The sequence below is a fragment of the Ruegeria sp. O4 genome (assembly GCF_056535125.1).
Map to the genome: position 1 here is coordinate 1 of NZ_JBQERO010000004.1, position 22,972 is coordinate 22,972.

Consider the following 22,972-nt stretch of genomic DNA (forward strand, 5'->3'; position numbering starts at 1 on the left):
GCTTCGGCTTCGGCTTCGGCTTCGGCTTCGGCTTCGGCTTCGGCTTCGGCTTCGGCTTCGGCTTCGGCTTCGGCTTCGGCTTCGGCTTCGGCTTCGGACAGGTCTTCTTCTACAGGTTCAGTCGGGTCAACAGGCGTATCGTCCTGCCGCAGATCAGTTTCAACTGCATCATCCGCTAGGAGGGGTTCCACCGGCTTTTGATCGGATTTCTTCTTACCAGCCACCGCAATATTCCCCTTATCGAATCCAAATTCAGATGAATAACAGCCCAGGTTAAGTTAATCGGGGACCTCGCCTCCCTCAACCCGCAACACATGTTTCGCAAGCTTTTTAACAGCTTTACGCATTTTCTTCGGTGTCGGATGTTTTGCGATCTTCAGGTGCTCATAGCCCAAGGAATAAAGGGGATCAGCCGTAGCCTGGCTGATCGCAACCAGCCAAAGGGGGGCTGATCCGGCCCAGATATCGGCAAAATGTCGCGCCGTACGCGGCGAGAAAAGCGGAGCAATAATAGGCTGATCTCCTCTGGCGGCCTCGGTTGCCTCGGGTGTTAGCGGCAACAATCGCTGCTGATAGACCGGCTGTTCCCGAACGGTCAGACCAGATTCGGTCAGGCTGCCAGCGACATTGCCCCGTGTATGCTCACCCCGCAGGTGCAAAAGGGGGCTTTTGGGCCGATGCTTGAGCAGATGCCCGACCAATTCTTCTGCCGTGGTTCCAACCATCTTGGCCTGCCACCCATACCCTTTCGCGGTACCGGTTGTTGCGGGTCCCACGCAATAGGCCGGCAGAGTGCGGTCAACACCTTTCGAGACCGCCGCATTCACCGCATTGGCCGATGTAAAGATCAGTCCCTTTACACCTTTGGTATCCACCGCAACTGGCAGAGGCCGGATTTCCATGATCGGCGAATAGAGGACCTGAACCCGGGATCTGACGCCGGTTGGCAGCTGCTCGACAAACCTTTCCGAGGCGGAGCGAGGGCGGGTCATCAACAAAAACAACGTGTGGCGCCTTGACCCTTCAGGATTGTTTGCATCCGCGCAGGGTGATACCCCGCCGTATATACATGATGCAACGGATCAGGGTGATGGTGCAAACACTTACCGTATTGGGTTTGGAAAGCAGCTGTGACGACACAGCCGCAGCGGTCGTGCGCCAGACCGAAGGTGCCAAAGCCGAAATCCTGTCTTCTGTGGTGCACGGTCAAACCGATCTGCACAGCGCCTTTGGCGGTGTCGTGCCCGAGATTGCGGCCCGTGCGCATGCCGAAAAGCTGGATGTCTGCGTCGTGCAGGCGCTGGAGGCCGCTGGTCTGTCACTTCGCGACCTGGACGCCATTGCCGTCACCGCCGGGCCCGGTCTGATCGGAGGGGTCATGTCCGGTGTCATGTGTGCCAAAGGGCTGAGCGCCGCCACGGGCCTGCCGCTGATTGGCGTCAATCATCTTGCCGGTCACGCCCTGACACCCCGCCTGACGGACGGCATCGCCTTCCCTTACCTCATGCTTCTGGTGTCGGGCGGCCATTGCCAATACCTGATCGCCCATACCCCCGAGCAGTTTACCCGCCTGGGCGGCACCATCGACGATGCGCCAGGGGAAGCCTTTGACAAGACCGCTCGCCTGCTGGGCCTGCCGCAACCCGGCGGCCCGTCTGTCGAGGCTGAGTCCCGTGATGGTAATCCCCAGCGGTTCCGCTTTCCCAGGCCACTGCTCGACCGGCCCGGCTGTGACCTGTCTTTTTCGGGGCTGAAAACAGCGTTGATGCGGATGCGCGACCAGATCGTGGCCGATAAGGGTGGGCTGACCCGTCAGGACCGTGCTGATCTGTGCGCAGGGTTCCAGCAGGCCATTGTGGACACATTAGCCGAGAAAACCCGCCGCGCGATTGATCTGTACCTTGATCACAACCCTGTTGATCCCGTTGTCGCGGTCGCAGGTGGGGTGGCGGCGAATTCGGCCATTCAGACAGCGTTAGAGTCTGTTTGTGCCCAGAAAGGTGCCCGGTTTACGGCACCTCCGCTGGCTTTGTGCACGGACAATGCCGCGATGATTGCCTATGCGGGTCTTGAACGCTTTCGCACCGGCGCGCGCGACGGTCTGGACCTGATTGCCCGCCCCCGCTGGCCGCTGGATCAACGCAGCCCGGCCATGCTGGGCAGCGGTAAGAAAGGGGCCAAGGCATGAACATATCTGTCCTGGGATCCGGCGCGTTTGGTACCGCTTTGGCGATCTCGCTATCAGGCAACGGGCCGGTAACGCTGTGGTCCAGAAACGCCGATCAGGCGCGGCAGATGCACGAGACGCGCGAAAACTCCACCCGGCTGCCTGGGGTTTCCTTACCCACGAACATCGCCGTAACCGCAAATATCGCTGAGGCGTCGAAGGCTGACATTCTGCTTTTGGCTGTTCCTATGCAGCAATTGCGCAGCGCCTTGCAGGATCACGCCCCGGTGCTGCGCGGCAAGACATTGGTCGCTTGCTGTAAGGGGATAGAGTTGGATTCTGGCCTCGGGCCCGTTGCGGTCATCAGGGATGTTGTCCCCGACGCCCCGATCGCTTTGCTGACAGGACCCAGTTTTGCTGATGACATAGCGCGCGGTTTGCCCACTGCGTTAACGCTGGCTTGCGGTGATACGAATCTTGGCAAAGCATTGCAGACCAAACTGGCCACTGCGAATCTGCGCCTCTATCGGACCACTGACACCATAGGTGCTGAACTTGGCGGGGCGCTGAAGAACATCATGGCCATCGGTTGCGGCGCAGCAATCGGCGCGGGGTTGGGGGACAGCGCCCGGGCCGCGTTGATGACTCGCGGTTTTGCGGAAATGCAGCGCTTTGCCACCCTGCGTGGCGCGCGTCCTGACACCCTGATGGGCTTGTCCGGGCTTGGGGATCTGGTGTTGACCTGCTCCTCAGAACTGTCCCGAAACTACCGTTTTGGCCTTAGTTTGGGTCTGAACCAACCATTTGACCAACATACTACCGTCGAAGGCGTCGCCACTGCGCGCGCCATGTCAGAGATTGCCGTCAGGGAAAGGCTGGACATGCCCATCAGTACAACTGTGGCGGATCTCAGCCATGGTGCCTACAGTGTAACCGAGGCCATCCAAAATCTGCTCAATCGCCCACTCAAGGAGGAATAACATGCAGATCGCACTCATCGCCCGTGACAAAGCCGGGGCACTGCAAACCCGGCTGGACAATCGCGCGGCCCATCTGGCCTATATCGAAGAAACGGGTGTTGTATCGCAGGCAGGGCCGCTGCTGGATGGCGACGCCATGATCGGTTCGCTGGTTGTGCTCGACGTCGAAGATCTGGCTGCTGCGCAAAACTGGGCAGATAATGACCCCTATGCAAAGGCAGGATTGTTCCAGTCGGTTGAGCTGATTCCCTGGAAAAAGGTGATCGGCTGATGGCGTATTGGCTTTTCAAGTCCGAACCTTCGACCTGGAGCTGGGACCAGCAAATGGCCAAGGGGGACACGGGCGAGGAATGGGACGGTGTGCGCAACTATCAGGCGCGCAATTTCATGCGTCAGATGGCCATTGGGGATTGGGGGTTCTTCTACCACTCTCAAAAGGACAAATCGGTTGTGGGTATTGTCGAGGTATGCGCCGAGGCACATCCCGACAGTTCCACCGATGATGAGCGCTGGGAATGCGTGGATATCAAGGCCATCCGACCATTTTCCAAGCCCGTGACACTGGACCAGATCAAGGCCGACGAACGGCTTTCCGACATGGTGCTGGTGAAAAACTCTCGTTTGTCGGTTCAGCCGGTAACAGACGATCAATGGAAAGTGGTCTGCGCCTTGGGTGAAACGCAGCCGGATTGACCTGCCGTTCTGTATCAGGTGCAAAACTTCTCAAACGTCCGGCAAGGTGTTATGTTTCCAAGGGCTACACCGGGTAGGGATCTGAAGGTTATGATTGCTCTGGCCGTAACCGCTTGGTGTTGTTCGGATAAATTCGATATGTTTTGAAAGTTTGAACCCCGTGTCTGACACTGAAAACGGCAACGGGACACTCGATAACACCGTTGCTGCGAAAAGCACGAAAACCTGGGAAGCGCGCCTGAAAGAGGCGCGGGAGAAGCGCGCGTCGGTGCTTGCGAAGGCGCAGGAAGAACCTGTTTCGACATCTGTCCAGACAGACAATCCTCCCCCTCCGGATGATACAGATACTGAGCAGATCGTTTCCGAGCGGGTCCGTTCGCTATATCTGGACAAACCGCGCGTCAGAAAAAAACGGAAAACTTGGGTCGCGTTAGTACTGCTTGCCCTTTTGTGTGGGGCCGCCTTGCAATGGGTCGTTGCAAATCTTTTTGATGACTGGCCATCCGCAGACGCAGAAGATCAGGCTGTTCTGAATGCGCTTTCTGAAACCTTTCTGGTCCCCGAAGAACCGCCTGAGGCTGCAACCACCAGCCTGCCGGACCCGAAAGACGCCCCTTCGCCAGAGGATCTTTTGGTTTCAGGGGCCTCCGAGCCTGAGCCTTTCTCAATCCCCGCCGACGTCAGCGAACCCTTGGACAAGCCAAATAGCGAGTCCGTCGATCCGGTAATTTTGGATCAATCCGATGCAACGCCCGCCCAGGAACCGGAAAACACTGTCATGCCGGAAAGCGAGTTTGCAACCGGCCCGAATCCTGAAGCGGCAACGGAGAAGCCGGAAGTTTCCTTAACGCCGCCCAAGATTTTCATTCCTGCCCAGATGGAACCCATGTTGGCCGTCGCAACTGCTTCAGACATTCAAGCCGCGATTCCAGCCCGGTTTGATCCACGATTTCGCAATCTCAATCCGCTGAACAAGGGCGGATTATCGCAGACATCACAGATAGCCCATGATCCCATTCCGCAAGAGATCGACACACCCGCCAATCGACCCTACACCGAGGTGAAACCGCTTCTTTTGGCGCCAGCCATTGGTCTGGAGGTCTCGCTTTTTGTACCGTCGAGAGTTTCGCAAGAGACCAGCAACCGGGCATTGGAACTGCTTGCCCGAGGTCAGGCAACGGTGGTGGCAACAGCTCGGGTGGGATACCGGGTCAGAGAAACTCAGGTCCGGTTTTACCATCCCGATGACGCCGAAAACGCCGCGATGGCCGCCGATGCACTTGGGGGTATCGCACGGGACTTCACAAGCTCGGGCAGCAAGACGCGCCCGGGGCGGATCGAGGTTTATCTGGAAGGCAGCGGCGGAAATGCGGACGACAATTCAACCGTTCAGCCTGACAGCGCAGAAAACCTTATCGCGCGTATCCTAAAAGAGTTCAGATAAGTAATGAGGGAAGGCCCTGACGATGCAGAACCTTCCCTACCCCCGCGTGCTCCCTACTCACCACACGCGTATGGAAATGCCTGGTTCTGACCGTCCTGGTCACGGTTTGACCTTAGCCCACCCGCGCCCAGCATTTCAAACGCCAAGTCCTTAAAAAACAACTCAAATACAAAACGCCCGCCGGGAAGGCGACAGGCGTTTCAGGAATGCGCGGAAAGATCAGCCGTAAACGGCTTCTTTTCCGAAATGCCTGGTCAGCATGTAATAGACCACGGCGCGGTATTTGTTGCGCTCGGACATGCCATAGGTTTCCATGGCTTTGTTGATCGCTGCCATCAGCTCGGGACCATCGGACAAGCCCAGTTTCTTGATCAGGAAGTTGTTTTTGACGGTTTCCAACTCGGACTCCTGGCTGGCTGCAACAGTTGCCGCATCTGCGTCATAAATCGCCGGGCCGCAACCGATTGTGACCTTGGTCAGCAGGTCCATATCGGGGTTCATCCCACATTTGTTTTTCAGATCTTCAGCGTATTTGGCGATCAGCTCGTCGCGCTTGCCCATGTCCTAATCTCCTTAATCCGTTAATCCGGCACCAATCACCGATAGCCGAGATTAGACGTGTCACAGGTCTGCCAAAAAGGATAAAAAACTGCGTTTCCTCCCCCTTAACGGGGGCTGGAAGGCACAGAATGCAAGACCTATCTGCAGTACCCCCAGCCAGAACCTTGCAGGTGGAAATGATCCGCGTGCAAGCGATTGAAGTCCGGGCCCAGAACCACACGAAACCAGTCGCACGCGCCCCGCCAGATCTGTCGCAGGAACGCGGGTTCGGCGCCAGAGCCGTGCCAGTCCTTTAACAGGGTCAGCACGCGGCCATCGCTCGTCTCTACACCGATGATATCGATCGAGTCCGCACGGGCATGGCTGCTCCATCCGTTGTTTTCACCCTTCAGGGTGCGCATGCGCCTGCAATTGTAACTTCCGACATGGCGCAATCGGGCAATACCGGTTCCAAGCAGTTCGTGCGCGACCGGCTGCACGACATGGTGTTCCCACATCGCCAGCCGCAATGTCGTGGCGCAACTGGTTTCAACGGCTTCGATATGCGAGGTGGCCAGTCGGGTCAGAAGGCCGCGTGCGGCAATGCCACAGTTCTGGTCAATGACCAGATCCTCCATCGCCTCGAAATGAACCCCCGCTTCGGCCAACGTAGCCCGACACTGGGTTTCGTCCGCCACGGCGCGGTTCAGTTGATACCTGGTGACCGGCGTGACCGGCGCGCTGACTTTCAGGTCGCGCAACGGGTTCCAGTGCGATGGCACCGGTGTCATTGGATGCGCCAACAGCACCCAGCCGCCGCCGCCCAGCACGATCACCACAACCAGAACCCTGAAAACAAAGAACGCCGCCGAGTAAAGAAACCGGCGGCGACCGTTGTTCTGCGTCATCGTCAGACGACAATCAGTAGCGGTAGTGTTCCGGCTTGTATGGACCTTCCGGTTTGACACCGATGTACGCCGCCTGATCCGCATCCATCTTCGTCAGCTTCACGCCGATGCGATCCAGATGCAGGCGGGCCACTTTTTCGTCCAGATGCTTGGGCAGGATGTAGACCTTGTTCTCGTACTGGTCACCTTTGGTGAACAGTTCGATCTGTGCCAGAACCTGGTTGGTGAACGAAGCCGACATCACGAAAGACGGGTGACCTGTGGCATTGCCAAGGTTCAGCAGACGGCCTTCAGACAGCAGGATCAGACGGTTGCCCGAAGGCATCTCGATCATGTCCACCTGCTCCTTGATGTTGGTCCACTTGTGGTTCTTCAGGCTAGCCACCTGAATCTCGTTGTCGAAGTGACCGATATTGCCAACGATGGCCATGTCCTTCATCTCGCGCATATGCTCGATGCGGATCACGTCCTTGTTGCCGGTGGTGGTGATGAAGATATCCGCGCTGGCAACTTCGTCTTCCAGCAAGGTCACTTCGAACCCATCCATCGCAGCCTGCAGCGCGCAAATCGGGTCAACTTCGGTCACCTTCACGCGCGCACCTGCACCGCGCAAGCTGGCGGCCGAGCCCTTGCCCACGTCGCCATAGCCGCAAACCACGGCAACCTTACCGGCCATCATGGTGTCGGTGGCGCGGCGAATACCGTCAACAAGCGATTCCTTGCATCCGTATTTATTGTCGAATTTCGACTTTGTGACCGAGTCATTCACGTTGATCGCCGGGAACGGCAGGTGGCCGTCTTTCACCAGCTGATACAGACGGTTCACGCCGGTGGTGGTTTCCTCGGACACACCCTGAATCTGGTCGCGCATCTTGGTGAACCAACCGGGGCTGGCCGCCATACGCTTGGCGATCTGCTTCTTGATCACCTCTTCCTCTTCCGAACCCGGAACAGGGATGACGTCTTCGCCTGCCTCAGCACGCGCGCCCAGCAGGATGTAAAGGGTCGCGTCGCCACCATCGTCGAGGATCATGTTCGGACCGTCTTCAAACAGGAAGGATTTATCCAGATAATCCCAATGCTCTTCCAGCGTCTGACCCTTGATGGCGAAGACGGGAATGCCCGCCTCGGCAATCGCGGCGGCGGCATGGTCCTGAGTCGAGAAGATGTTGCACGACGCCCAGCGCACATCCGCACCCAGCGCAACCAGCGTTTCAATCAGAACGCCGGTCTGGATGGTCATGTGCAGCGACCCAACGATACGCGCACCTGTCAGAGGCTTGCTGTCACCATATTCCGCACGCAGGGACATCAGCCCCGGCATCTCGGTTTCGGCAATGTCCAATTCCTTGCGGCCGAACCCGGCCAGCGAAATGTCTTTAACGATATAGTCCACGGCCATCAGGCGCTCCATTTTCGGTAAATCACAGTCCCGGCTGCCCCTAGCACTCCTTGGGGCAGGTGGCAACTTTGAAGACTGTTACCGGAAGCCTGCTGGCCGCTTTCAGCTTGGCGTGCCTTCGATTTTTATCTTTGGTATCGCTTCAAAAAAATCTGTGCCAACGGCAACAATACAACTGATTCCGTTCGCATTGGTTACCAAAACGGTATAACTGCCCGTTTCCTTCGAGGCCCAGACCTCCATCACAGATTGCGCGTCGCGCGTCTTTTGCAAACCGCCAAAGGCCAATTCTTCGGCGTAGTTTTCCTGCAATCTGGTGACAATATCGTCGCGATCTGCGCAACTTCGGGCAAAAGCTGGTGGGGCGGTCGCGGCCATTCCAAAGGTCAAGGCAATGGCGAATAAACGCTTGAACATGACAAACTCCTATCGTTTCGCGTTTCACGGTCGAGAGGAGCACACCGGGAGAAGCATGTGCCCCCCTCGGTTTTGATGTCGGGATCATGGCGCGCCGTTTCAAAGCACAAATGCTCAAGAAACTGTTGGCAGCAAGTGATCCAGACAGGTACATCATAACACAAAAATATGGCGCAATCGCGTCCGGTCAGGCGAGGCATAGCAAAATGGCAACACAACCCAGGGCATGGCAGCGCATGTTATCGGGGCGTCGGCTGGACCTGCTGGACCCGACCCCGGTGGATATCGAGATAGAAGATATCGCCCATGGGCTTGCTTTTGTGGCGCGCTGGAACGGGCAGACACGCGGCGATTTCGCCTATTCCGTGGCCGAACACTCCCTGTTGGTTGAGGAACTCTTCGGCAGAATTGCCCCCAAGACACCCGTCAAGTGGCGGTTGGCAGCCCTGTTACATGATGCGCCGGAATACGTGATCGGCGACATGATTTCGCCGGTCAAATCCGCTGTGGGCCCCGGTTACGGCGCCTTGGATGACCGTCTGGCGGCAGCAATTCACATCCGCTTCGGCCTGCCAGCCGCGGTGCCGAAAACGGTGAAGCGGCAGATCAAGAAAGCCGACAAGATCAGCGCCTGGATGGAGGCCACCCAGATCGCGGGCTTTTCCGAGGCTGAGGCGACGAAATTCTTTGGTCGCCCGGATAAAGCGGTGATGGAGGGATTGGAGATTACGTTGAGACCACCGGTCGAAGTAAGGAAAGCCTACACAGATCGGCACACAGTGCTTCTCGCGCTACTTTAGCGACTTGCAACCTGAACAGCTAAAGGAAATGGTGAAATGAGCGCGAAACGGCCGATTGGGAACCGGATCTTGCTTGCAACAAATTTGGTGCTGATCCTGGCGCTAGCAGCCGTGTTGATCAGAACTGGGTATCTGGCGAAGACAGTACGCAAGCTTACCGGAGCGCATACTCCCGTCACAGAAACTAAACACTATCAGACAATGGTGTGGCTGCACAAACGACCGATTTCCCAAGCTCTAGCGTCACCGAATATTCAAATCGCATTTATTGGTGATTCCATCATCGAGGGATGGCTAACCAGCAACATCGTTTCAAACGCATTGAATCTGGGAATCAGTCGGGACACAACCCAAGGCTTAATAGCAAGGGTACACCCGGAGCTCATCACTCATGTTCCGGTCTGGTACTTGGGTGTTGGGGTTAATGACGCCCTGAACGACACACCTCTGGAGGAGATTCCGAAATATGTTAAGCAGTTAGCGGATGTGTTCACCTCCGTAGACAGATTGATCTGGCGTGCCGTTCTGCCTGTCGCAAGCGAAACTTGGACTATCGAAAACGAAACGTTTCGAACCACCTACAACATTGCAGCACAACAAGCTTGCTTGGAGATGGGAAACTGCACGTTTCTCAACTCCCCTCCCGGGTATAGTGATAACATCGACAAGTGGACATCGGACGGCCTACACCCCAATCCAATCGGTTATCGTCACCTGACACAGCAGCTTTGCGCTGAAATAAAGTGTTCCCTTCAGTGACGCTGAGTGGGGTTTTTTGCGGTGATTAGGTTATAGTCTCAACGCGGGCTGCGTTTCGCTAGTATCCGCTGCAAGGTCCGGCGGTGCATGTTCAGCCGCCGTGCGGTCTCACTGACATTCCGGTCGCACAGCTCATAAACCCGCTGGATGTGCTCCCAACGCACGCGGTCCGCGCTCATCGGGTTTTCCGGCGGCGGGGGCAATTCGTCACCCTTGGCCAGCAGCGCATTGGTGATGTCGGTGGCGTCGGCGGGTTTCGACAGATAATCGGTTGCGCCGATTTTTACGGCAGCAACCGCAGTCGCAATCGCCCCGTACCCGGTCAGAACCACGACCCGGCTGTCAGGGCGCTTTTCGCGCAAAACCTCAACCACATCCAGACCGTTGCCATCCTCCAGTCGCAGGTCAACAACCGCGTAAGCCGGTGGGCGGGCGGTGGAAATTGCGCGGCCTGCGGCGACGGATCCTGCGGTTTCAACCTCGAACCCACGCTTTTCCATGGCCTTGGCCAAACGTCTCAGGAACGGCTCGTCATCATCCACCAAAAGCAAGGATTTGTCAGGGCCGATATCAAGCTGAGAACTGTCTGCCATATGTTAGGTCTTTCCGCTATTTCATGCCTTTGGCTTAAACATGAGTAATAGCAGCGCAGAAACAAAGGTCAAACAACCTTGTTAATGCGCTGCCTGGTCCAGAAAGCACCCGACCCTGTCCGCCATCTGTTCGGCCGTGTCATCGCGCTTGAAGAATTCAAGGAAACCATGTTCGGGCGTCACCAGATATGTGAAGGTGGAATGGTCAACAAGGTAGAATTCGTCGCTTTTATCCTGTGCCTTGTAATAGGTCTTGTAAGCCTTGCTCGCCGCCCTGACCTGTTCGGGTGAACCGGTCAAGGCAATCGTTTTGCCGCCTAAGTTAAAGGCATAATCATCCACAACCTCGGGCGTGTCCCGTTCGGGATCGATCGAGATGAACAGCGCAGTGGCCGACTGTCCGCGCTGGTTCAGGATATCCACGGCCTCAACATTGCGGGACATGTCAAACGGGCAGACATCGGGGCAGAATGTGTATCCGAAATAGACAAGTGTGGGTTCGGTGATCACGTCTTTGTCGGTCACCGTCTCACCTTTGCCATTCACCAGTTCAAACGGCCCGCCGATAGCAGCGGTCCCCCCGGCGATCTGCCCGGATCGGCACTGTGCAAACTGGTCGCCGGATCCGCCCCCACGCGTCAAAAGCCACATCGCACCTAGGCCAATAGCCAGAACGAGAGTTGCAAGAATTGCGTATAGGCGGGTCATTTCGGTTTTCCGGTCGCAAGGGGTTGTTGATCGTTCCGGCCGGGACACCTATCAAGATGACCAGCCTTTGCAACAGGACATAAGCGACCGATGGCAGATTCCAATCAGACTTTTTGGCGCGGCCAGGAACGCAGCAGCTGGATCCGCCTGCGCACCCTGATCCTGTTGCGATGGGTTGCCATTTTTGGTCAGATCACCGCCATCACCGTGGCCCAGCAATACTATCACGTGCAGCTGGAACTGGGCCTGTGCTATCTGGCCATCGGGATCTCGGTCATGGGTAACCTGACTGCCATTCTGTTGTTTCCACAGAACAAGCGGATGTCCGAGTTCGAAAACTTCCTGATGGTTCTGTTCGATCTGCTGCAACTGTCGATCTTGTTGTATCTGACGGGCGGTCTGAACAACCCCTTTGCCCTTCTGCTTTTGGGGCCGGTCACGATTTCCGCCAATGTGATGAGCACACGGTCGACCTTGATTGTCGGGGCTGTTGCGATTGTTCTGACCACTCTGCTGGCGGAATTCCACCTGCCGCTGCGGACCAACATCGGAGTGTTTCTGGACATTCCGGAAATCCTGCTGTTTGGCAACTGGGCGGCTATTATTATCGCCATCGTCTTTATCGGTGCTTATTCTCACCGCGTCAGTTCCGAGGTTCAATCCATGTCCGAAGCGCTGGCTGCCACCCATATGGCGCTGGCCCGCGAGCAAAAATTGACCGATCTGGGTGGCGTGGTCGCCGCTGCCGCGCACGAGTTGGGCACCCCCTTGGCCACGATCAAACTGACAAGTGCGGAACTGATCGAAGAGCTGGACGACCGCCCCGACCTCAAGGAAGACGCCGCCTTGATCCGCGAGCAGGCTGATCGGTGCCGCGACATTTTGCGCGATATGGGTCGTGCCGGAAAAGATGACCTGCATTTGCGGCAGGCTCCGCTTTCGACGGTGGTGAACGAAGCCGCCGAACCGCATGTTGACCGGGGCAAGGTCGTTCATTTTTCCGAAGGCCCGACGCAGGGCGGAGACGTGCTGCAACCCTCGATCCTGCGAAAGCCCGAGATCATTCACGGGCTCCGCAACCTGATCCAGAATGCCGTGGATTTCGCCCGCGCCAATGTCTGGGTCGAAGCCGAATGGACAGACAGCAGGATCACCGTCAGCATCATGGATGACGGGCGCGGCTACCCGTCGCACATGATTGGACGCATAGGTGATCCCTTCATGCGCCGCAGACGGGCCGAAGCCGACCTGCGAACCCGGCCGGAATACGAAGGCATGGGACTGGGACTGTTCATCGCAAAAACGTTGCTGGAACGCAGCGGTGCCGAGCTGAAATTCGCAAATGGCACGGATCCGTATCAGCATCTGACTGATCACAAGGACCGGACAGGCGCGATCGTCAAAGTCTCGTGGCCGCGCAACCTGATTGACGCGCAAAAGGGTGACACGCCGGTTCCATCCGGTTCCAACAAACGCATTCAGGTGTGAGTTAAGGAGCCGTTAACCTATCCTGCCCATAGTCAGCCGGGGTTTGTTCTACCTTGGGGATATTCATGGCCGATTGGATCATTCTGGCCGCGATCAGCCTGGTATCGGGATGCTTTGCCGTGCAGTGGTTATTGCCACGCCAGACGCGACGCGACGATGTCTTTGGTTTGTTTTCGACAACATCCCTGTTCGATGCGGTATTCCTGTTTGATGGTGATCACCTGATCAGCCACTCCGATATCGCGCTTGCCGGGTTCGAACATGTTGGAAGCTGGCAGGACTTGCGCCGCCTGCTGCAAAGGGATTTCCCCACCTTCCCCGAAACACCCGAAAAGGTTCGCGATCAAAATGTACTGGTAATCTCGGCCATTGATTGCACAGTCGAACGCGAAATCGTGTGTGAATGGATCGACGGGATTGTCCGCGTGCGTCTGCACGAACCGGCCAGAATTTCTCCGACTGGGTCAAGCACGCTGAGTGAACCGAGCCGTCTGGCCATGGAACAGGCCCCCTATCCGGTATGGTTGCTGGATCACTACAGCCAGGTGCAATGGTGCAATGCGACTTATGTCACGCTTGTTCGCCGGGCGCGTGGTCAGGATGCCGATCTGACTGCCCCGCTGTTTCCGGGCACCTCTGATGCGCCGTCGCTTGGAAAATCAAGGGTTTCGGTAGATGTGACTGGGTCCAACAGCAAGTTGTGGTTCGATCTGACGCAGATCGAACAGGAAGACGGGCGGTTATGTTACGCCACAGACATCAACGCCATTGTCGAAGCGGAAACCGCGCAACGCAAGTTCGTGCAGACCATGACCAAGACGTTTGCTCAACTTTCGATCGGCCTGGCCATTTTCGATCGCAACCGGCAACTGGCGCTGTTCAACCCGGCCCTGATTGATCTGACCACGTTGCCGCCGGATTTCCTCAGTTGCCGCCCGAATATCAGCAGTTTCTTCGACCGGCTAAGGGATCAGCACATGATGCCAGAGCCCAAGAACTACCGTACATGGCGGCGTCAGATGAACGACCTGCTCGAAGCGGCCGAGGGCGGCAATTACCACGAAACATGGTCGCTTCCCTCTGGCTCGGTTTATTCTGTAAGCGGCAGGCCGCACCCCGACGGGGCTGTTGCGTTTCTGTTCGAAGATATTACGGCAGAAATCACGTTGACGCGCCGCTTCCGGTCCGAGATGGATCTTATGCAATCCATATTGGACAAGCTGGCCGATGCAATCGCTGTATTTGCCGATGATGGCACCCTGGCCCTTACCAACTACGCCTACGAAAAACTTTGGGGCGACGCACAGGAAATCGGCTTTCAGAACGACACGGTCACCGATGTCACGCGGCGGTGGCAGGAGCATTGTGTTGCTACGCCGATTCTGGGAGAGATCCGGGATTTCGTCGAAATGCGGGATAACCGGGCGGAGTGGACGGCTGAAATCCGGATGCGGTCGGGCATCACTTTGGACTGCACGGTTTCACCGGTTCATAACGGTGCGACGATCGTGCGGTTTGCACCCGTGGATCTTCTGACAAAAACCGCCCCGTTGGAACAGATCAGCGCCTGAACCGGGGTTGCAGCCGATTGGGCAGAACGTCATTGTGGCGCCATGACGACGCCCCCCCAAACCCTGACCTTCAGATCGCCCGATGAAACCGCAGATTTTGCGACCCGTGTCGGGTATTCGCTCAGTGATGGGGATGTCCTGTTGCTTAGTGGTGCAATCGGCAGCGGCAAGACGCATTTCGCACGCAGCCTCATTCAATCACTTATGCCTGAACCGGAAGATGTGCCGTCACCCACATTCACTTTGGTTCAGACCTATGACACCCCTGCCGGTGAGATCTGGCACTGCGATCTTTATCGGCTGAACGCGTTAGAGGAAGTGGATGAACTGGGTTTGGTCGATGCCTTTGACACAGCAATCTGCCTTGTGGAATGGCCGGAAAAGCTGGGCGCACTAGCCCCTGCCGCTTCGTTAAAGCTGGCCTTCGAAACAGACCCTGACACAGAAGATACCCGCCACGTGTCCTTGTCATGGACCGATCCGAAATGGGTAAAAAAGCTGGAGAGTGCAGGATGACAAACAGGACAGTCCTGGCAGAGGCCCTTATTGCACAAACTCCTTGGGCCGGGGCAACGCGTGCACCACTGGCCGGCGACGCATCGAACCGCCGGTACGAACGTGTTACCGATCCGGTCAGTGGGCGAACGGCTGTCCTGATGGATGCGCCACCAGACAAGGGCGAAAGCGTCGAATCGTTTGTGCGTGTTGCTGAGTATCTGCGTTCGATTGGCCTGAGTGCGCCCGAGATTTACGCAGAAGACGCTGAATATGGATTTCTGCTGCTGGAAGATCTGGGTGATGATCTGTTTGCACGTGTTCTGAAAAAAGACCCGTCCAAAGAACGCTTTTTGTACGAGGCCGCAACAGACGTATTGCTTCACCTGCATCAGGCCCCATTATTGTCGCTACCGTCCTACGACCCGGCCCTGATGACGGATCTGGCGACGCTGGCGCTTACGAGATATGCTGCTGGAATTCAGGGCAATGTTGATCAGGACGTTCTGGACCGGTTCGAACTTCGGTTTGCCGATATTCTGCACCGAGAAACCTCTGGGGACAAAGTTGTCATTCAAAGGGACTATCACGCGGAAAACCTTCTTTGGCTGCCCGAGCGCGACGGCTTAAGGCGCGTCGGATTGCTGGATTTCCAATTGGCCATGCTGGGGCACCCCGCCTATGATCTGGTGTCCTTGCTTCAGGACATTCGCCGCGATGTTTCGGTCGGAACAGAAATGCAGATGATCAACCGCTATATTGCAGGGTCAGGTATGGATGATCACGAGTTTCGGACCGCGTACAGTGTATTGGGCGCGCAGCGAAATCTTCGCATCCTTGGCGGTTTTTCGCGACTGGCAACCGATTACGGCAAGCCGCAATATCTGGACATGATCCCGGCGGTCTGGTCGCACCTCATGCGGGATCTGGAACACCCTGCCCTTGTTTCCGTGGCCTCGCTACTGCACGACGCTCTGCCCCGACCAACACCTCAGAATTTGGCCAGGCTGAGGCCGCAATGACCGGATCACCCTTTGCCGTAATGTTGTTTGCCGCCGGATTTGGCACCCGTATGGGCGCGTTGACCAAGGACCGACCCAAACCGCTGATCGAAGTGTCCGGGCGCCCCCTGATCGACCATGCGCTGGATCTTGTCGACAACCTTGGCCCTGTTCGCACAGTTGCAAACGTGCATTACCACGCCGATCAGCTCGACGCGCATCTCGGGCCCAAAGGCATTCTGATATCGCGGGAGGAGCCGGAGATCCTGGAAACTGGTGGAGGATTGCGCGCAGCCCTGCCATTGCTGGGAACCGACCCAGTGTTCACGCTGAATACTGACGCAATCTGGTCCGGCCCAAATCCATTGAAACTGCTGCAAAACGCATGGGATCCGGCCCGCATGGATGCGCTTTTGATGTGTGTTCCAACTGCGCAGGCCATAGGTCACGACGGGCCCGGTGATTTTACCGCTGATCGGGCGGGGCGGATCACGCGTGGGCCCGGCTTGGTTTACGGGGGCGCGCAGATCCTCAAGACACAAGGGCTGCACGCCATCTCGCAGCCGGCGTTTTCGTTGAACCTGCTTTGGAACCAGATGCAGGATCAGGGGCGTTTGTTCGGCATTGAGTATCCCGGTCGCTGGTGTGATGTGGGTCACCCCGATGGGATCGCTCTGGCCGAGGATTTGCTGGCAGATGTTTGACCCCGGACCCCTGCCCCGCGTCTTCGCCGTCCCGCCCGGTACGGATTTCCCCAAGGCGTTGGTCGACGGCCTGAGGCGGCGTTGTTCAGGCCCGCCCGAAGCTATGGCGCGGGTGGAACTGGTGTTGAACACGCGGCGTATGGAACGGCGCGTACGTGACCTGTTCAATCAGGGGCCGCCTTGCCTGCTGCCCCGCATCTCTCTGGTTACCGATCTGGGGGACAGTGCTGGTCTGGCGCATATTCCACCTGCCATTCCGCCCCTTCGGCGGCGTCTGGAGTTGACACAGCTGGTCGCCAAATTGTTGGAACAACAACCGGATCTGGCCGCGCGGTCGTCGGTTTTTGACCTGTCCGACAGTCTGGCGGCGCTGATTGACGAAATGCAGGGTGAAGGTGTGTCGCCGGACACAATCCGGGGGCTGGATGTCAGCGACATGTCCGGCCATTGGGCGCGGGCTCAGACCTTTATTGGTATCGCAGATCATTTCATTGACACGGGCTCGCAGGTGATGGACGCGCAGGCCCGCCAACGCCGCGTGGTCGAAAACCTGATCGCCCGCTGGCAAACCGATCCCCCCCTGCATCCGGTTATACTGGCCGGGTCGACCGGTTCGCGCGGCACCACGCTGATGCTGATGGACGCCGTCGCGCGCTTGCCGCAAGGGGCGCTGGTACTGCCCGGATACGATTTCGACCAGCCGGATCACGTTTGGGAAGGGTTGGATGATGCGTTGACTTCGGAAGATCACCCGCAATACCGGTTTCGCAAGCTGATGCACGGGCTGGGCCTGTCACCCGGTCAGATCACCCCCTGGACAGACCTGAACGCCCCCTCGCCTGCCCGTAACCGTCTGGTTTCCCTGGCTTTGCGCCCGGCCCCGATCACCAATGCCTGGATGAGCGAAGGCCCGAAACTGGCTGATCTACTCGGCGCAACCAAAGACCTGACACTGGTCGAGGCGCAATCACCGCGGGACGAGGCTTTGGCCATTGCCCTGCGCCTGCGAAAGGCTGCTGAAACCGGTCAGACCGCCGCCCTGATCACGCCCGATCGCATGTTGACCCGTCAGGTCAGCGCCGCGCTGGATCGGTGGAACATTCTGGCGGATGACAGCGCCGGTTTGCCGCTGCAACTCTCTCCTCCGGGCCGGTTTCTGCGACATGTGGCTGGTCTGTTCACGCGCCGTCTGGAGGGCGAGGCGCTGCTTACCTTGCTAAAACACCCTTTGTGCCATGACGGCAGTGAACGCGGTAACCATTTGCTGCACACGCGTGATCTGGAACTGGACCTGCGCCGCAATGGCCCGCCATTTCCGGATGGCACCAGCCTCACCGCATTTGCAGTACGCAAAGAAGCCCCCGAGGCCTGGGTTCAATGGGTTGTTCACCACTTCTGCGATCAACAGATCGGTGGCGAGTTGGCGCTTTCCGACTGGGTAGATCGGGTCACAACACTGGCCGAGGCGATCTCGGCTGGCAGTGCAGGTGAAACCGGCACGTTGTGGGACAAGAACGCGGGTCAAAAGGCACTGGCAGTGCTGAATTCCCTCAGGGAAGAGGCGCAACATGGCGGGCCTATGATGGCCCATGATTTTGCCGATCTTCTGGGCGCAGTGCTAGCAGGGGAAGAGGTCCGCGACCGCGACGCGCCACATCCGCATATTATGATCTGGGGCACACTCGAAGCGCGGGTACAGGGTGCAGACCTGTTGATCCTTGGCGGATTGAACGAAGGCAGTTGGCCAGAAGCCCCGGCTCCTGACCCCTGGCTGAACCGGCAGATGCGTGACAAAGCGGGGTTGTTGCTGCCCGAACGGCGGATTGGCCTGTCGGCGCATGATTTTCAACAGGCCATCGGCGCGCCCGAGGTCTGGCTAACCCGCGCAACCCGCTCGGACGATGCGGAAACGGTGCCGTCCCGTTGGGTGAACCGGCTGACAAACCTGTTGCAAGGCCTGCCTGAGCAGGGTGGCCCCCAAGCGCTGGCCGAAATGCGCGCCCGTGGCCAAAACTGGCTGAATTGGTCCGACGCTCTGGAAGACGCGCCGCGCATTGACCCCGCGCAACGCCCATCCCCGCGCCCGCCAGTTGCCGCGCGTCCACGTCACCTGTCAGTAACGGAAATCAAGCGGCTAATTCGCGATCCTTATGCCATCTATGCCAAGCATGTGCTGCGTTTGAAACCTCTCGACCCGCTTGTCCAGGCACCCGACGCGTTGCTGCGGGGGATCGTAATCCACGAAATCCTCGAACATTTCGTCAAGGATAGCGTGCTCGACAACGCCTTGCTGACGCGTGAGAATTTCCTGAAGCGCGCGCACGCATTGCTGGAGCAGCATGTCGCCTGGCCCACGGCGCGGCACCTGTGGCTTGCGCGACTGGAACGGAACGCAGACGACTTTATCAGCGCCGAACTTTCGCGCCGGGGTGATGGCGGGCCAGTGGCCTTTGAAGCGGCGATGAAGCTGGTGCTGAACCCGCTGGATTTCACCATAACAGGGCGCGCCGACCGGATCGATCACAACAGCCGGGGGGCCTTGCGGATCATCGACTATAAAACCGGCGCGCCTCCGACAGAAAGCCAGCAGTCCAAATTCGACAAGCAATTGCTGATCGAGGCCGCAATGGCCGAGCAGGGCGGTATCGAAGGGCTTGACCCGATGGCGGTGGCAGAGGCGATCTTCATCGGGATGGGTGGTGCCTATAAAGAGGTGCCCGCGCCGCTGCTGAAAGAACCCGCCGACAAGGTTCTAGCCGAGCTGAAAGAGCTGATTTCGGCTTATTTAGAATCTGATCAGGGGTATTCGTCCCGCCGAATGCTACACAAGGATACGGATATCGGTGACTATGATCATCTGGCCAGGTTCGGCGAGTGGGACCGGACAGCCGAAACGCGCCCCGAGGATTTGACATGAGCGCGCGCAACGAAGCAACCGAACGGCAGGTGCAGGCCGCGCGACCAGATGCCTCGACCTGGCTGGCCGCCAATGCGGGGTCTGGAAAGACACGGGTTCTGACCGATCGGGTGGCGCGCCTGCTGCTGGGTGGCGTCCAACCGCAGCACATTCTTTGCCTGACCTATACCAAAGCCGCTGCCAGCGAGATGCAGAACCGGTTGTTTGACCGTCTTGGCAAATGGGCCATGCTGGAAGATGCCAGGCTGCAAAAGGACCTGGCCGAATTGGGCGTGACTGGCACCATCGATTCAGATCGATTGGCCCAAGCGCGCACCCTGTTTGCCCGCGCCATTGAGACGCCGGGTGGCTTGAAGATTCAGACAATTCACTCTTTCTGCGCCTCGTTGCTGCGTCGTTTCCCGCTCGAGGCCGGGGTCAGCCCGCAGTTTTCGGAAATGGAAGACCGTGCGGCAGCTTTGCTAAGGGAAGAAATTGTTGAAGATTTTGCAGAAGGCCCGCAGGCCGGGCTGATCGAAGACGTGGCCCGGTTTGTCACCGATACAGGCTTTGACAAGCTGACTGCGGCGATCACCCAGAAACGCAACCTGTTCGCGCGGCAACTGGATTGGTCTGATCTTCTGCAACGCTTCGAACTGCCCTCGCATTTCGACGATAATGCGTTGTTCCAAAGCGTTTTTCAGGGTGGTGAGGTCCAGCTGATCCAATCAATGCTGCCCGTATTGCTCGAAAGTGGAGGCAATAATGCCAAGGCTGCGGCAAGGCTGGCAGGGTTCACCGACGCACGATTGGCTCACTTGCCCATGCTGGAAGACGTGCTGCTGACCGGAAAAGGCGCAAAAGAACCGTTTACCGCCAAGATCAACGGCTTTCCCACCAAACCCCTTCGCGAAGGTGCGCTGGCGGACCGGATGCCTCAACTCGAAGCTCTCATGCTGCGGGTCGAGGCCGCGCGTGAACGCCGACTGGCGCTGGTTGCCGCCCAGAAAACCGCCGTTTTGCACCGCTTTGCCGCTGCATTTCTACCGGAATATGAACGCCGCAAGCAGTTGCGGGGGTGGCTGGATTTCGACGACCTGATCCTGCGCGCACGTCAGGTTCTGAATGACCCGGCGGTGGCCGAATGGGTGCTGTACCGTCTAGACGGGGGTATCGACCACATTCTTGTCGACGAAGCGCAAGACACCAGCCCCGATCAATGGGATGTGGTCGAAAAACTGGCTCAGGAATTCACCAGTGGGGAAGGGGCCCGATCAGGGGTCGAGCGCACGATTTTCGTGGTCGGCGATAAAAAGCAATCGATCTATTCCTTTCAGGGCGCCGACCCGCAAGCTTTTGACCGGATGCAGGAAGAGTTTGACCGAAAACTCGCTGAATCAGGCTCTAAACTGTGGGATTCGACGCTGGAATATTCATTCCGATCCTCCAGCGCGATCTTGTCTCTGGTCGACACGCTTTTTGAGAACCGCGCCGATGCGGGATTTCAGAAGGAAAGCCAGCACCGCGCCTTCAAATCCGATTTGCCCGGTCGGGTTGATCTTTGGCCCGTCGTCGAGAAAGTCGAAGACGCGGAAGAGGGGGATTGGACCGATCCGGTGGACCGGCCCGGATCGCGGCATCATACCGTTATTCTGGCCAAACGGGTGGCTGAGACGATCAAAGAAATGATCGATGGCGGCGAAACGATCCCTGAAGACGGGGACACGCAGGGCCAGTTTGTTCGACGCAAAGTGCAACCGGGTGATTTTCTGATCCTTGTGCAACGCCGGTCCGACTTGTTTGCCGAAATCATTCGCGCCTGCAAGGTTGCCGGGCTTCCCATCGCCGGGGCGGACAGGCTGAAAGTGGGTGCCGAACTTGCGGTCAAGGATCTGGCTGCGCTGCTTAGCTTTCTGGCCACGCCCGAAGACAGCCTGTCGCTGGCGACAGTTCTGAAATCCCCACTGTTCGGATGGTCCGAGCAGCAGCTTTTCGATCTGGCCCATCGGCGGGAGGAGCAATTCCTGTGGGCTGCTTTGCGCAGACGCGCCGACGATTTCCCCAAAACCCTGGCCGTGCTGAACGATCTGCGCAGTCAGATCGACTTTCTGCGCCCCTATGACCTGATCGAACGCATTCTGACCCGACATGACGGGCGGCGAAACCTGTTGGGCCGACTGGGACCCGAGGCAGAAGACGGTATCAATGCCCTGCTGTCGCAGGCGTTGGCCTACGAGCGGACGGATATCCCCAGCCTGACGGGATTTCTGGTCTGGATGCAGACCGACGATCTGGAAATCAAACGACAGATGAGCGGGGTCGGCAATATGATCCGGGTGATGACGGTGCACGGCTCGAAAGGTCTGGAGGCTCCGATCGTCATTCTGCCGGATACCGGCAAACGTCAGCCGCCACGCGACGCCGAAATCATGGTGGCAGACGGGACACCGCTGTGGAAGGTTTCGGCAGACCAATCGCCAAACCTGATCACTCACGCCCGGTCAGAGGCGCGCACCCGCGAGGAAAACGAACGGCTTCGCCTGCTATATGTGGCTCTAACACGGGCCGAAAAGTGGCTGATCGTGGCGGCGGCGGGTGATTTGGGTAAAGATGGCAACAGCTGGTACCAGATGGTAGAAGCGGCGATGGAAAAGGCCGGGGCAACGCAACTGCCTGGTTCAGATAAACGTCGGCTGTCCCATGGCGACTGGGATGGGTTGCCATTGGTCGAGCAGTCAGTTGCATTGGCCAAACATTCAGAACTGCCCGACATGTTCCTGCACCCCGCACCAGAACCAGTTGTACCGGCGGCCTCTATCAGCCCTTCGGATCTGGGTGGTGCCAAGGCGTTGCCGGGTGACGCTGGTCTGGATGAAGACGCTGCCAAACTGCGCGGAACCCGCGTGCACCTGCTGCTTGAGCATCTGCCCAAAGTCACGCAGAACCACTGGCCAGAGCTTTGTGCCCGCCTGCTGCCCGAGGTGAGGCAAGAGGATCAGGGCGCATTGCTGACCGAAGTCACAGGCGTACTGGCATCCGAAAGCCTGCGACACATTTTCACGCAGGACACATTGGCCGAAATACCTGTTACTGCCGACCTGAACGGGCAGCGAATGTATGGGATTATCGACCGCCTGATCGTGACAGACACCGAAGTCCATGTGATTGATTTCAAATCAAATGCCACCGTTCCGAACCGGGTCGAAGATTGCCCCGAAGGGTTGCTTCGCCAAATGGGCGCGTATGCGCAGGCCCTGTCGCAGATCTATCCAAACCATAAGATACGCACCGCAATCCTCTGGACAAGAACGGCAAATCTTATGTGGCTGCCACACGATCTTGTGACGGATGCCGTGGCCTGCACCCAGATATCTTGACCTTACCTACTGCCACCCCTACCTTCACA

At 57.9% G+C, this 22,972-nt stretch carries 22 protein-coding genes; 14 read left to right on the top strand and 8 right to left on the bottom strand.

The genetic code is table 11. The annotated features are described in order from the left end of the window. Nucleotides 1–224, bottom strand: a 224-nt coding sequence (locus ACR0J7_RS07195) for a hypothetical protein (protein ID WP_480913684.1), incomplete at its 3' end; no start/stop codon positions are given. Nucleotides 225–278: 54 nt separating this feature from the next. Next, a complete protein-coding gene (locus ACR0J7_RS07200) occupies nucleotides 279–992 on the bottom strand; it encodes a uroporphyrinogen-III synthase (protein ID WP_480773009.1) in 714 nt (237 codons plus the stop codon). A 98-nt stretch (nucleotides 993–1,090) separates the two neighbouring features. Here ACR0J7_RS07200 and tsaD point away from each other — a divergent pair, with 98 nt between their 5' ends. From tsaD to ACR0J7_RS07225, 5 genes are all read left to right on the top strand, one after another. After that, the gene (gene tsaD / locus ACR0J7_RS07205; RefSeq protein ID WP_480913840.1) at nucleotides 1,091–2,188 is read left to right on the top strand and encodes a tRNA (adenosine(37)-N6)-threonylcarbamoyltransferase complex transferase subunit TsaD; all 1,098 of its coding nucleotides are present in this window, start codon (nucleotides 1,091–1,093) and stop codon (nucleotides 2,186–2,188) included. Beyond that, nucleotides 2,185–3,147 carry an NAD(P)H-dependent glycerol-3-phosphate dehydrogenase gene (locus ACR0J7_RS07210; protein WP_480773010.1) on the top strand — a complete coding sequence of 321 codons (963 nt, stop codon included), beginning with the start codon at nucleotides 2,185–2,187 and terminating at the stop codon, nucleotides 3,145–3,147. Before tsaD ends, ACR0J7_RS07210 begins: the two co-directional genes overlap by 4 nt. Before the next feature lies 1 nt (nucleotide 3,148). Beyond that, nucleotides 3,149–3,418: a YciI family protein gene (locus ACR0J7_RS07215; RefSeq protein ID WP_480773011.1), complete on the top strand. Its 270-nt coding sequence runs from the start codon at nucleotides 3,149–3,151 to the stop codon at nucleotides 3,416–3,418. Then, nucleotides 3,418–3,840, top strand: coding sequence for an EVE domain-containing protein (locus ACR0J7_RS07220; protein ID WP_480773012.1), 423 nt, complete (start codon nucleotides 3,418–3,420; stop codon nucleotides 3,838–3,840). Before ACR0J7_RS07215 ends, ACR0J7_RS07220 begins: the two co-directional genes overlap by 1 nt. A 160-nt stretch (nucleotides 3,841–4,000) precedes the next feature. Then, nucleotides 4,001–5,284, top strand: a complete 1,284-nt coding sequence (locus ACR0J7_RS07225; RefSeq protein ID WP_480898737.1) for a hypothetical protein — start codon at nucleotides 4,001–4,003, stop codon at nucleotides 5,282–5,284. Between the two features lie 219 nt (nucleotides 5,285–5,503). Here the strand turns inward: ACR0J7_RS07225 and ACR0J7_RS07230 are convergent, their stop codons facing one another. The 4 genes from ACR0J7_RS07230 to ACR0J7_RS07245 all read right to left on the bottom strand — a co-directional run bounded on the left by ACR0J7_RS07230 (nucleotide 5,504) and on the right by ACR0J7_RS07245 (nucleotide 8,551). Continuing rightward, complete coding sequence (locus ACR0J7_RS07230) at nucleotides 5,504–5,845, bottom strand: DUF2853 family protein (protein WP_480482609.1); 342 nt, start codon at nucleotides 5,843–5,845, stop codon at nucleotides 5,504–5,506. Nucleotides 5,846–5,982: 137 nt separating this feature from the next. After that, on the bottom strand, nucleotides 5,983–6,732 hold the full coding sequence (locus ACR0J7_RS07235) for an extensin-like domain-containing protein (protein WP_480913686.1): 750 nt from the start codon (nucleotides 6,730–6,732) through the stop codon (nucleotides 5,983–5,985). A gap of 13 nt (nucleotides 6,733–6,745) precedes the next feature. Further along, complete coding sequence (gene ahcY / locus ACR0J7_RS07240) at nucleotides 6,746–8,134, bottom strand: adenosylhomocysteinase (protein ID WP_480773112.1); 1,389 nt, start codon at nucleotides 8,132–8,134, stop codon at nucleotides 6,746–6,748. A 102-nt stretch (nucleotides 8,135–8,236) separates the two neighbouring features. Continuing rightward, nucleotides 8,237–8,551 carry a hypothetical protein gene (locus ACR0J7_RS07245; protein WP_480482605.1) on the bottom strand — a complete coding sequence of 105 codons (315 nt, stop codon included), beginning with the start codon at nucleotides 8,549–8,551 and terminating at the stop codon, nucleotides 8,237–8,239. A 206-nt stretch (nucleotides 8,552–8,757) separates the two neighbouring features. Here ACR0J7_RS07245 and ACR0J7_RS07250 point away from each other — a divergent pair, with 206 nt between their 5' ends. Together ACR0J7_RS07250 and ACR0J7_RS07255 are read left to right on the top strand one after the other, a co-directional pair. After that, the gene (locus ACR0J7_RS07250; RefSeq protein WP_480482603.1) at nucleotides 8,758–9,351 is read left to right on the top strand and encodes an HD domain-containing protein; all 594 of its coding nucleotides are present in this window, start codon (nucleotides 8,758–8,760) and stop codon (nucleotides 9,349–9,351) included. A 36-nt stretch (nucleotides 9,352–9,387) separates the two neighbouring features. Then, nucleotides 9,388–10,110, top strand: coding sequence for an SGNH/GDSL hydrolase family protein (locus tag ACR0J7_RS07255; protein ID WP_480546093.1), 723 nt, complete (start codon nucleotides 9,388–9,390; stop codon nucleotides 10,108–10,110). Between the two features lie 38 nt (nucleotides 10,111–10,148). Here the strand turns inward: ACR0J7_RS07255 and ACR0J7_RS07260 are convergent, their stop codons facing one another. Both ACR0J7_RS07260 and ACR0J7_RS07265 read right to left on the bottom strand, forming a co-directional pair. Next, nucleotides 10,149–10,703, bottom strand: coding sequence for an ActR/PrrA/RegA family redox response regulator transcription factor (locus tag ACR0J7_RS07260; RefSeq protein WP_050604676.1), 555 nt, complete (start codon nucleotides 10,701–10,703; stop codon nucleotides 10,149–10,151). Nucleotides 10,704–10,784: 81 nt separating this feature from the next. Next, nucleotides 10,785–11,411, bottom strand: coding sequence for an SCO family protein (locus ACR0J7_RS07265; RefSeq protein WP_267366429.1), 627 nt, complete (start codon nucleotides 11,409–11,411; stop codon nucleotides 10,785–10,787). Nucleotides 11,412–11,501: 90 nt separating this feature from the next. Here ACR0J7_RS07265 and regB point away from each other — a divergent pair, with 90 nt between their 5' ends. The 7 genes from regB to addA all read left to right on the top strand — a co-directional run bounded on the left by regB (nucleotide 11,502) and on the right by addA (nucleotide 22,943). After that, a complete protein-coding gene (gene regB / locus ACR0J7_RS07270; RefSeq protein WP_480496378.1) occupies nucleotides 11,502–12,899 on the top strand; it encodes a sensor histidine kinase RegB in 1,398 nt (465 codons plus the stop codon). A 65-nt stretch (nucleotides 12,900–12,964) separates the two neighbouring features. Continuing rightward, entirely contained in the window at nucleotides 12,965–14,470 is a 1,506-nt protein-coding gene (locus ACR0J7_RS07275) for a PAS-domain containing protein (protein ID WP_480559138.1), read from the top strand. A gap of 42 nt (nucleotides 14,471–14,512) precedes the next feature. Next, nucleotides 14,513–14,986 (top strand): tRNA (adenosine(37)-N6)-threonylcarbamoyltransferase complex ATPase subunit type 1 TsaE, encoded by a 474-nt coding sequence (tsaE, locus tag ACR0J7_RS07280; RefSeq protein WP_480546089.1) that lies wholly within the window; start codon nucleotides 14,513–14,515, stop codon nucleotides 14,984–14,986. Further along, complete coding sequence (locus tag ACR0J7_RS07285; protein ID WP_480913688.1) at nucleotides 14,983–15,987, top strand: aminoglycoside phosphotransferase family protein; 1,005 nt, start codon at nucleotides 14,983–14,985, stop codon at nucleotides 15,985–15,987. Before tsaE ends, ACR0J7_RS07285 begins: the two co-directional genes overlap by 4 nt. Next, entirely contained in the window at nucleotides 15,984–16,670 is a 687-nt protein-coding gene (locus ACR0J7_RS07290) for a nucleotidyltransferase family protein (protein WP_480913690.1), read from the top strand. The genes ACR0J7_RS07285 and ACR0J7_RS07290 overlap by 4 nt, the downstream gene beginning before the upstream one ends. Then, entirely contained in the window at nucleotides 16,663–19,587 is a 2,925-nt protein-coding gene (gene addB, locus ACR0J7_RS07295) for a double-strand break repair protein AddB (protein ID WP_480913692.1), read from the top strand. Before ACR0J7_RS07290 ends, addB begins: the two co-directional genes overlap by 8 nt. Continuing rightward, nucleotides 19,584–22,943 carry a double-strand break repair helicase AddA gene (gene addA, locus ACR0J7_RS07300; protein ID WP_480898725.1) on the top strand — a complete coding sequence of 1,120 codons (3,360 nt, stop codon included), beginning with the start codon at nucleotides 19,584–19,586 and terminating at the stop codon, nucleotides 22,941–22,943. The genes addB and addA overlap by 4 nt, the downstream gene beginning before the upstream one ends. The last annotated feature ends 29 nt before the right edge of the window (nucleotides 22,944–22,972 follow it).

Coding starts and splice junctions, on each gene's coding strand:
- ACR0J7_RS07200 (WP_480773009.1), bottom strand. CDS start 992: ATGACCCGCCCTCGCTCCGCCTCGGAAAGGTTTGTCGAGCAGCTGCCA.
- tsaD (WP_480913840.1), top strand. CDS start 1,091: ATGGTGCAAACACTTACCGTATTGGGTTTGGAAAGCAGCTGTGACGAC.
- ACR0J7_RS07210 (WP_480773010.1), top strand. CDS start 2,185: ATGAACATATCTGTCCTGGGATCCGGCGCGTTTGGTACCGCTTTGGCG.
- ACR0J7_RS07215 (WP_480773011.1), top strand. CDS start 3,149: ATGCAGATCGCACTCATCGCCCGTGACAAAGCCGGGGCACTGCAAACC.
- ACR0J7_RS07220 (WP_480773012.1), top strand. CDS start 3,418: ATGGCGTATTGGCTTTTCAAGTCCGAACCTTCGACCTGGAGCTGGGAC.
- ACR0J7_RS07230 (WP_480482609.1), bottom strand. CDS start 5,845: ATGGGCAAGCGCGACGAGCTGATCGCCAAATACGCTGAAGATCTGAAA.
- ACR0J7_RS07235 (WP_480913686.1), bottom strand. CDS start 6,732: ATGACGCAGAACAACGGTCGCCGCCGGTTTCTTTACTCGGCGGCGTTC.
- ahcY (WP_480773112.1), bottom strand. CDS start 8,134: ATGGCCGTGGACTATATCGTTAAAGACATTTCGCTGGCCGGGTTCGGC.
- ACR0J7_RS07245 (WP_480482605.1), bottom strand. CDS start 8,551: ATGTTCAAGCGTTTATTCGCCATTGCCTTGACCTTTGGAATGGCCGCG.
- ACR0J7_RS07250 (WP_480482603.1), top strand. CDS start 8,758: ATGGCAACACAACCCAGGGCATGGCAGCGCATGTTATCGGGGCGTCGG.
- ACR0J7_RS07255 (WP_480546093.1), top strand. CDS start 9,388: ATGAGCGCGAAACGGCCGATTGGGAACCGGATCTTGCTTGCAACAAAT.
- ACR0J7_RS07260 (WP_050604676.1), bottom strand. CDS start 10,703: ATGGCAGACAGTTCTCAGCTTGATATCGGCCCTGACAAATCCTTGCTT.
- ACR0J7_RS07265 (WP_267366429.1), bottom strand. CDS start 11,411: ATGACCCGCCTATACGCAATTCTTGCAACTCTCGTTCTGGCTATTGGC.
- regB (WP_480496378.1), top strand. CDS start 11,502: ATGGCAGATTCCAATCAGACTTTTTGGCGCGGCCAGGAACGCAGCAGC.
- ACR0J7_RS07275 (WP_480559138.1), top strand. CDS start 12,965: ATGGCCGATTGGATCATTCTGGCCGCGATCAGCCTGGTATCGGGATGC.
- tsaE (WP_480546089.1), top strand. CDS start 14,513: ATGACGACGCCCCCCCAAACCCTGACCTTCAGATCGCCCGATGAAACC.
- ACR0J7_RS07285 (WP_480913688.1), top strand. CDS start 14,983: ATGACAAACAGGACAGTCCTGGCAGAGGCCCTTATTGCACAAACTCCT.
- ACR0J7_RS07290 (WP_480913690.1), top strand. CDS start 15,984: ATGACCGGATCACCCTTTGCCGTAATGTTGTTTGCCGCCGGATTTGGC.
- addB (WP_480913692.1), top strand. CDS start 16,663: ATGTTTGACCCCGGACCCCTGCCCCGCGTCTTCGCCGTCCCGCCCGGT.
- addA (WP_480898725.1), top strand. CDS start 19,584: ATGAGCGCGCGCAACGAAGCAACCGAACGGCAGGTGCAGGCCGCGCGA.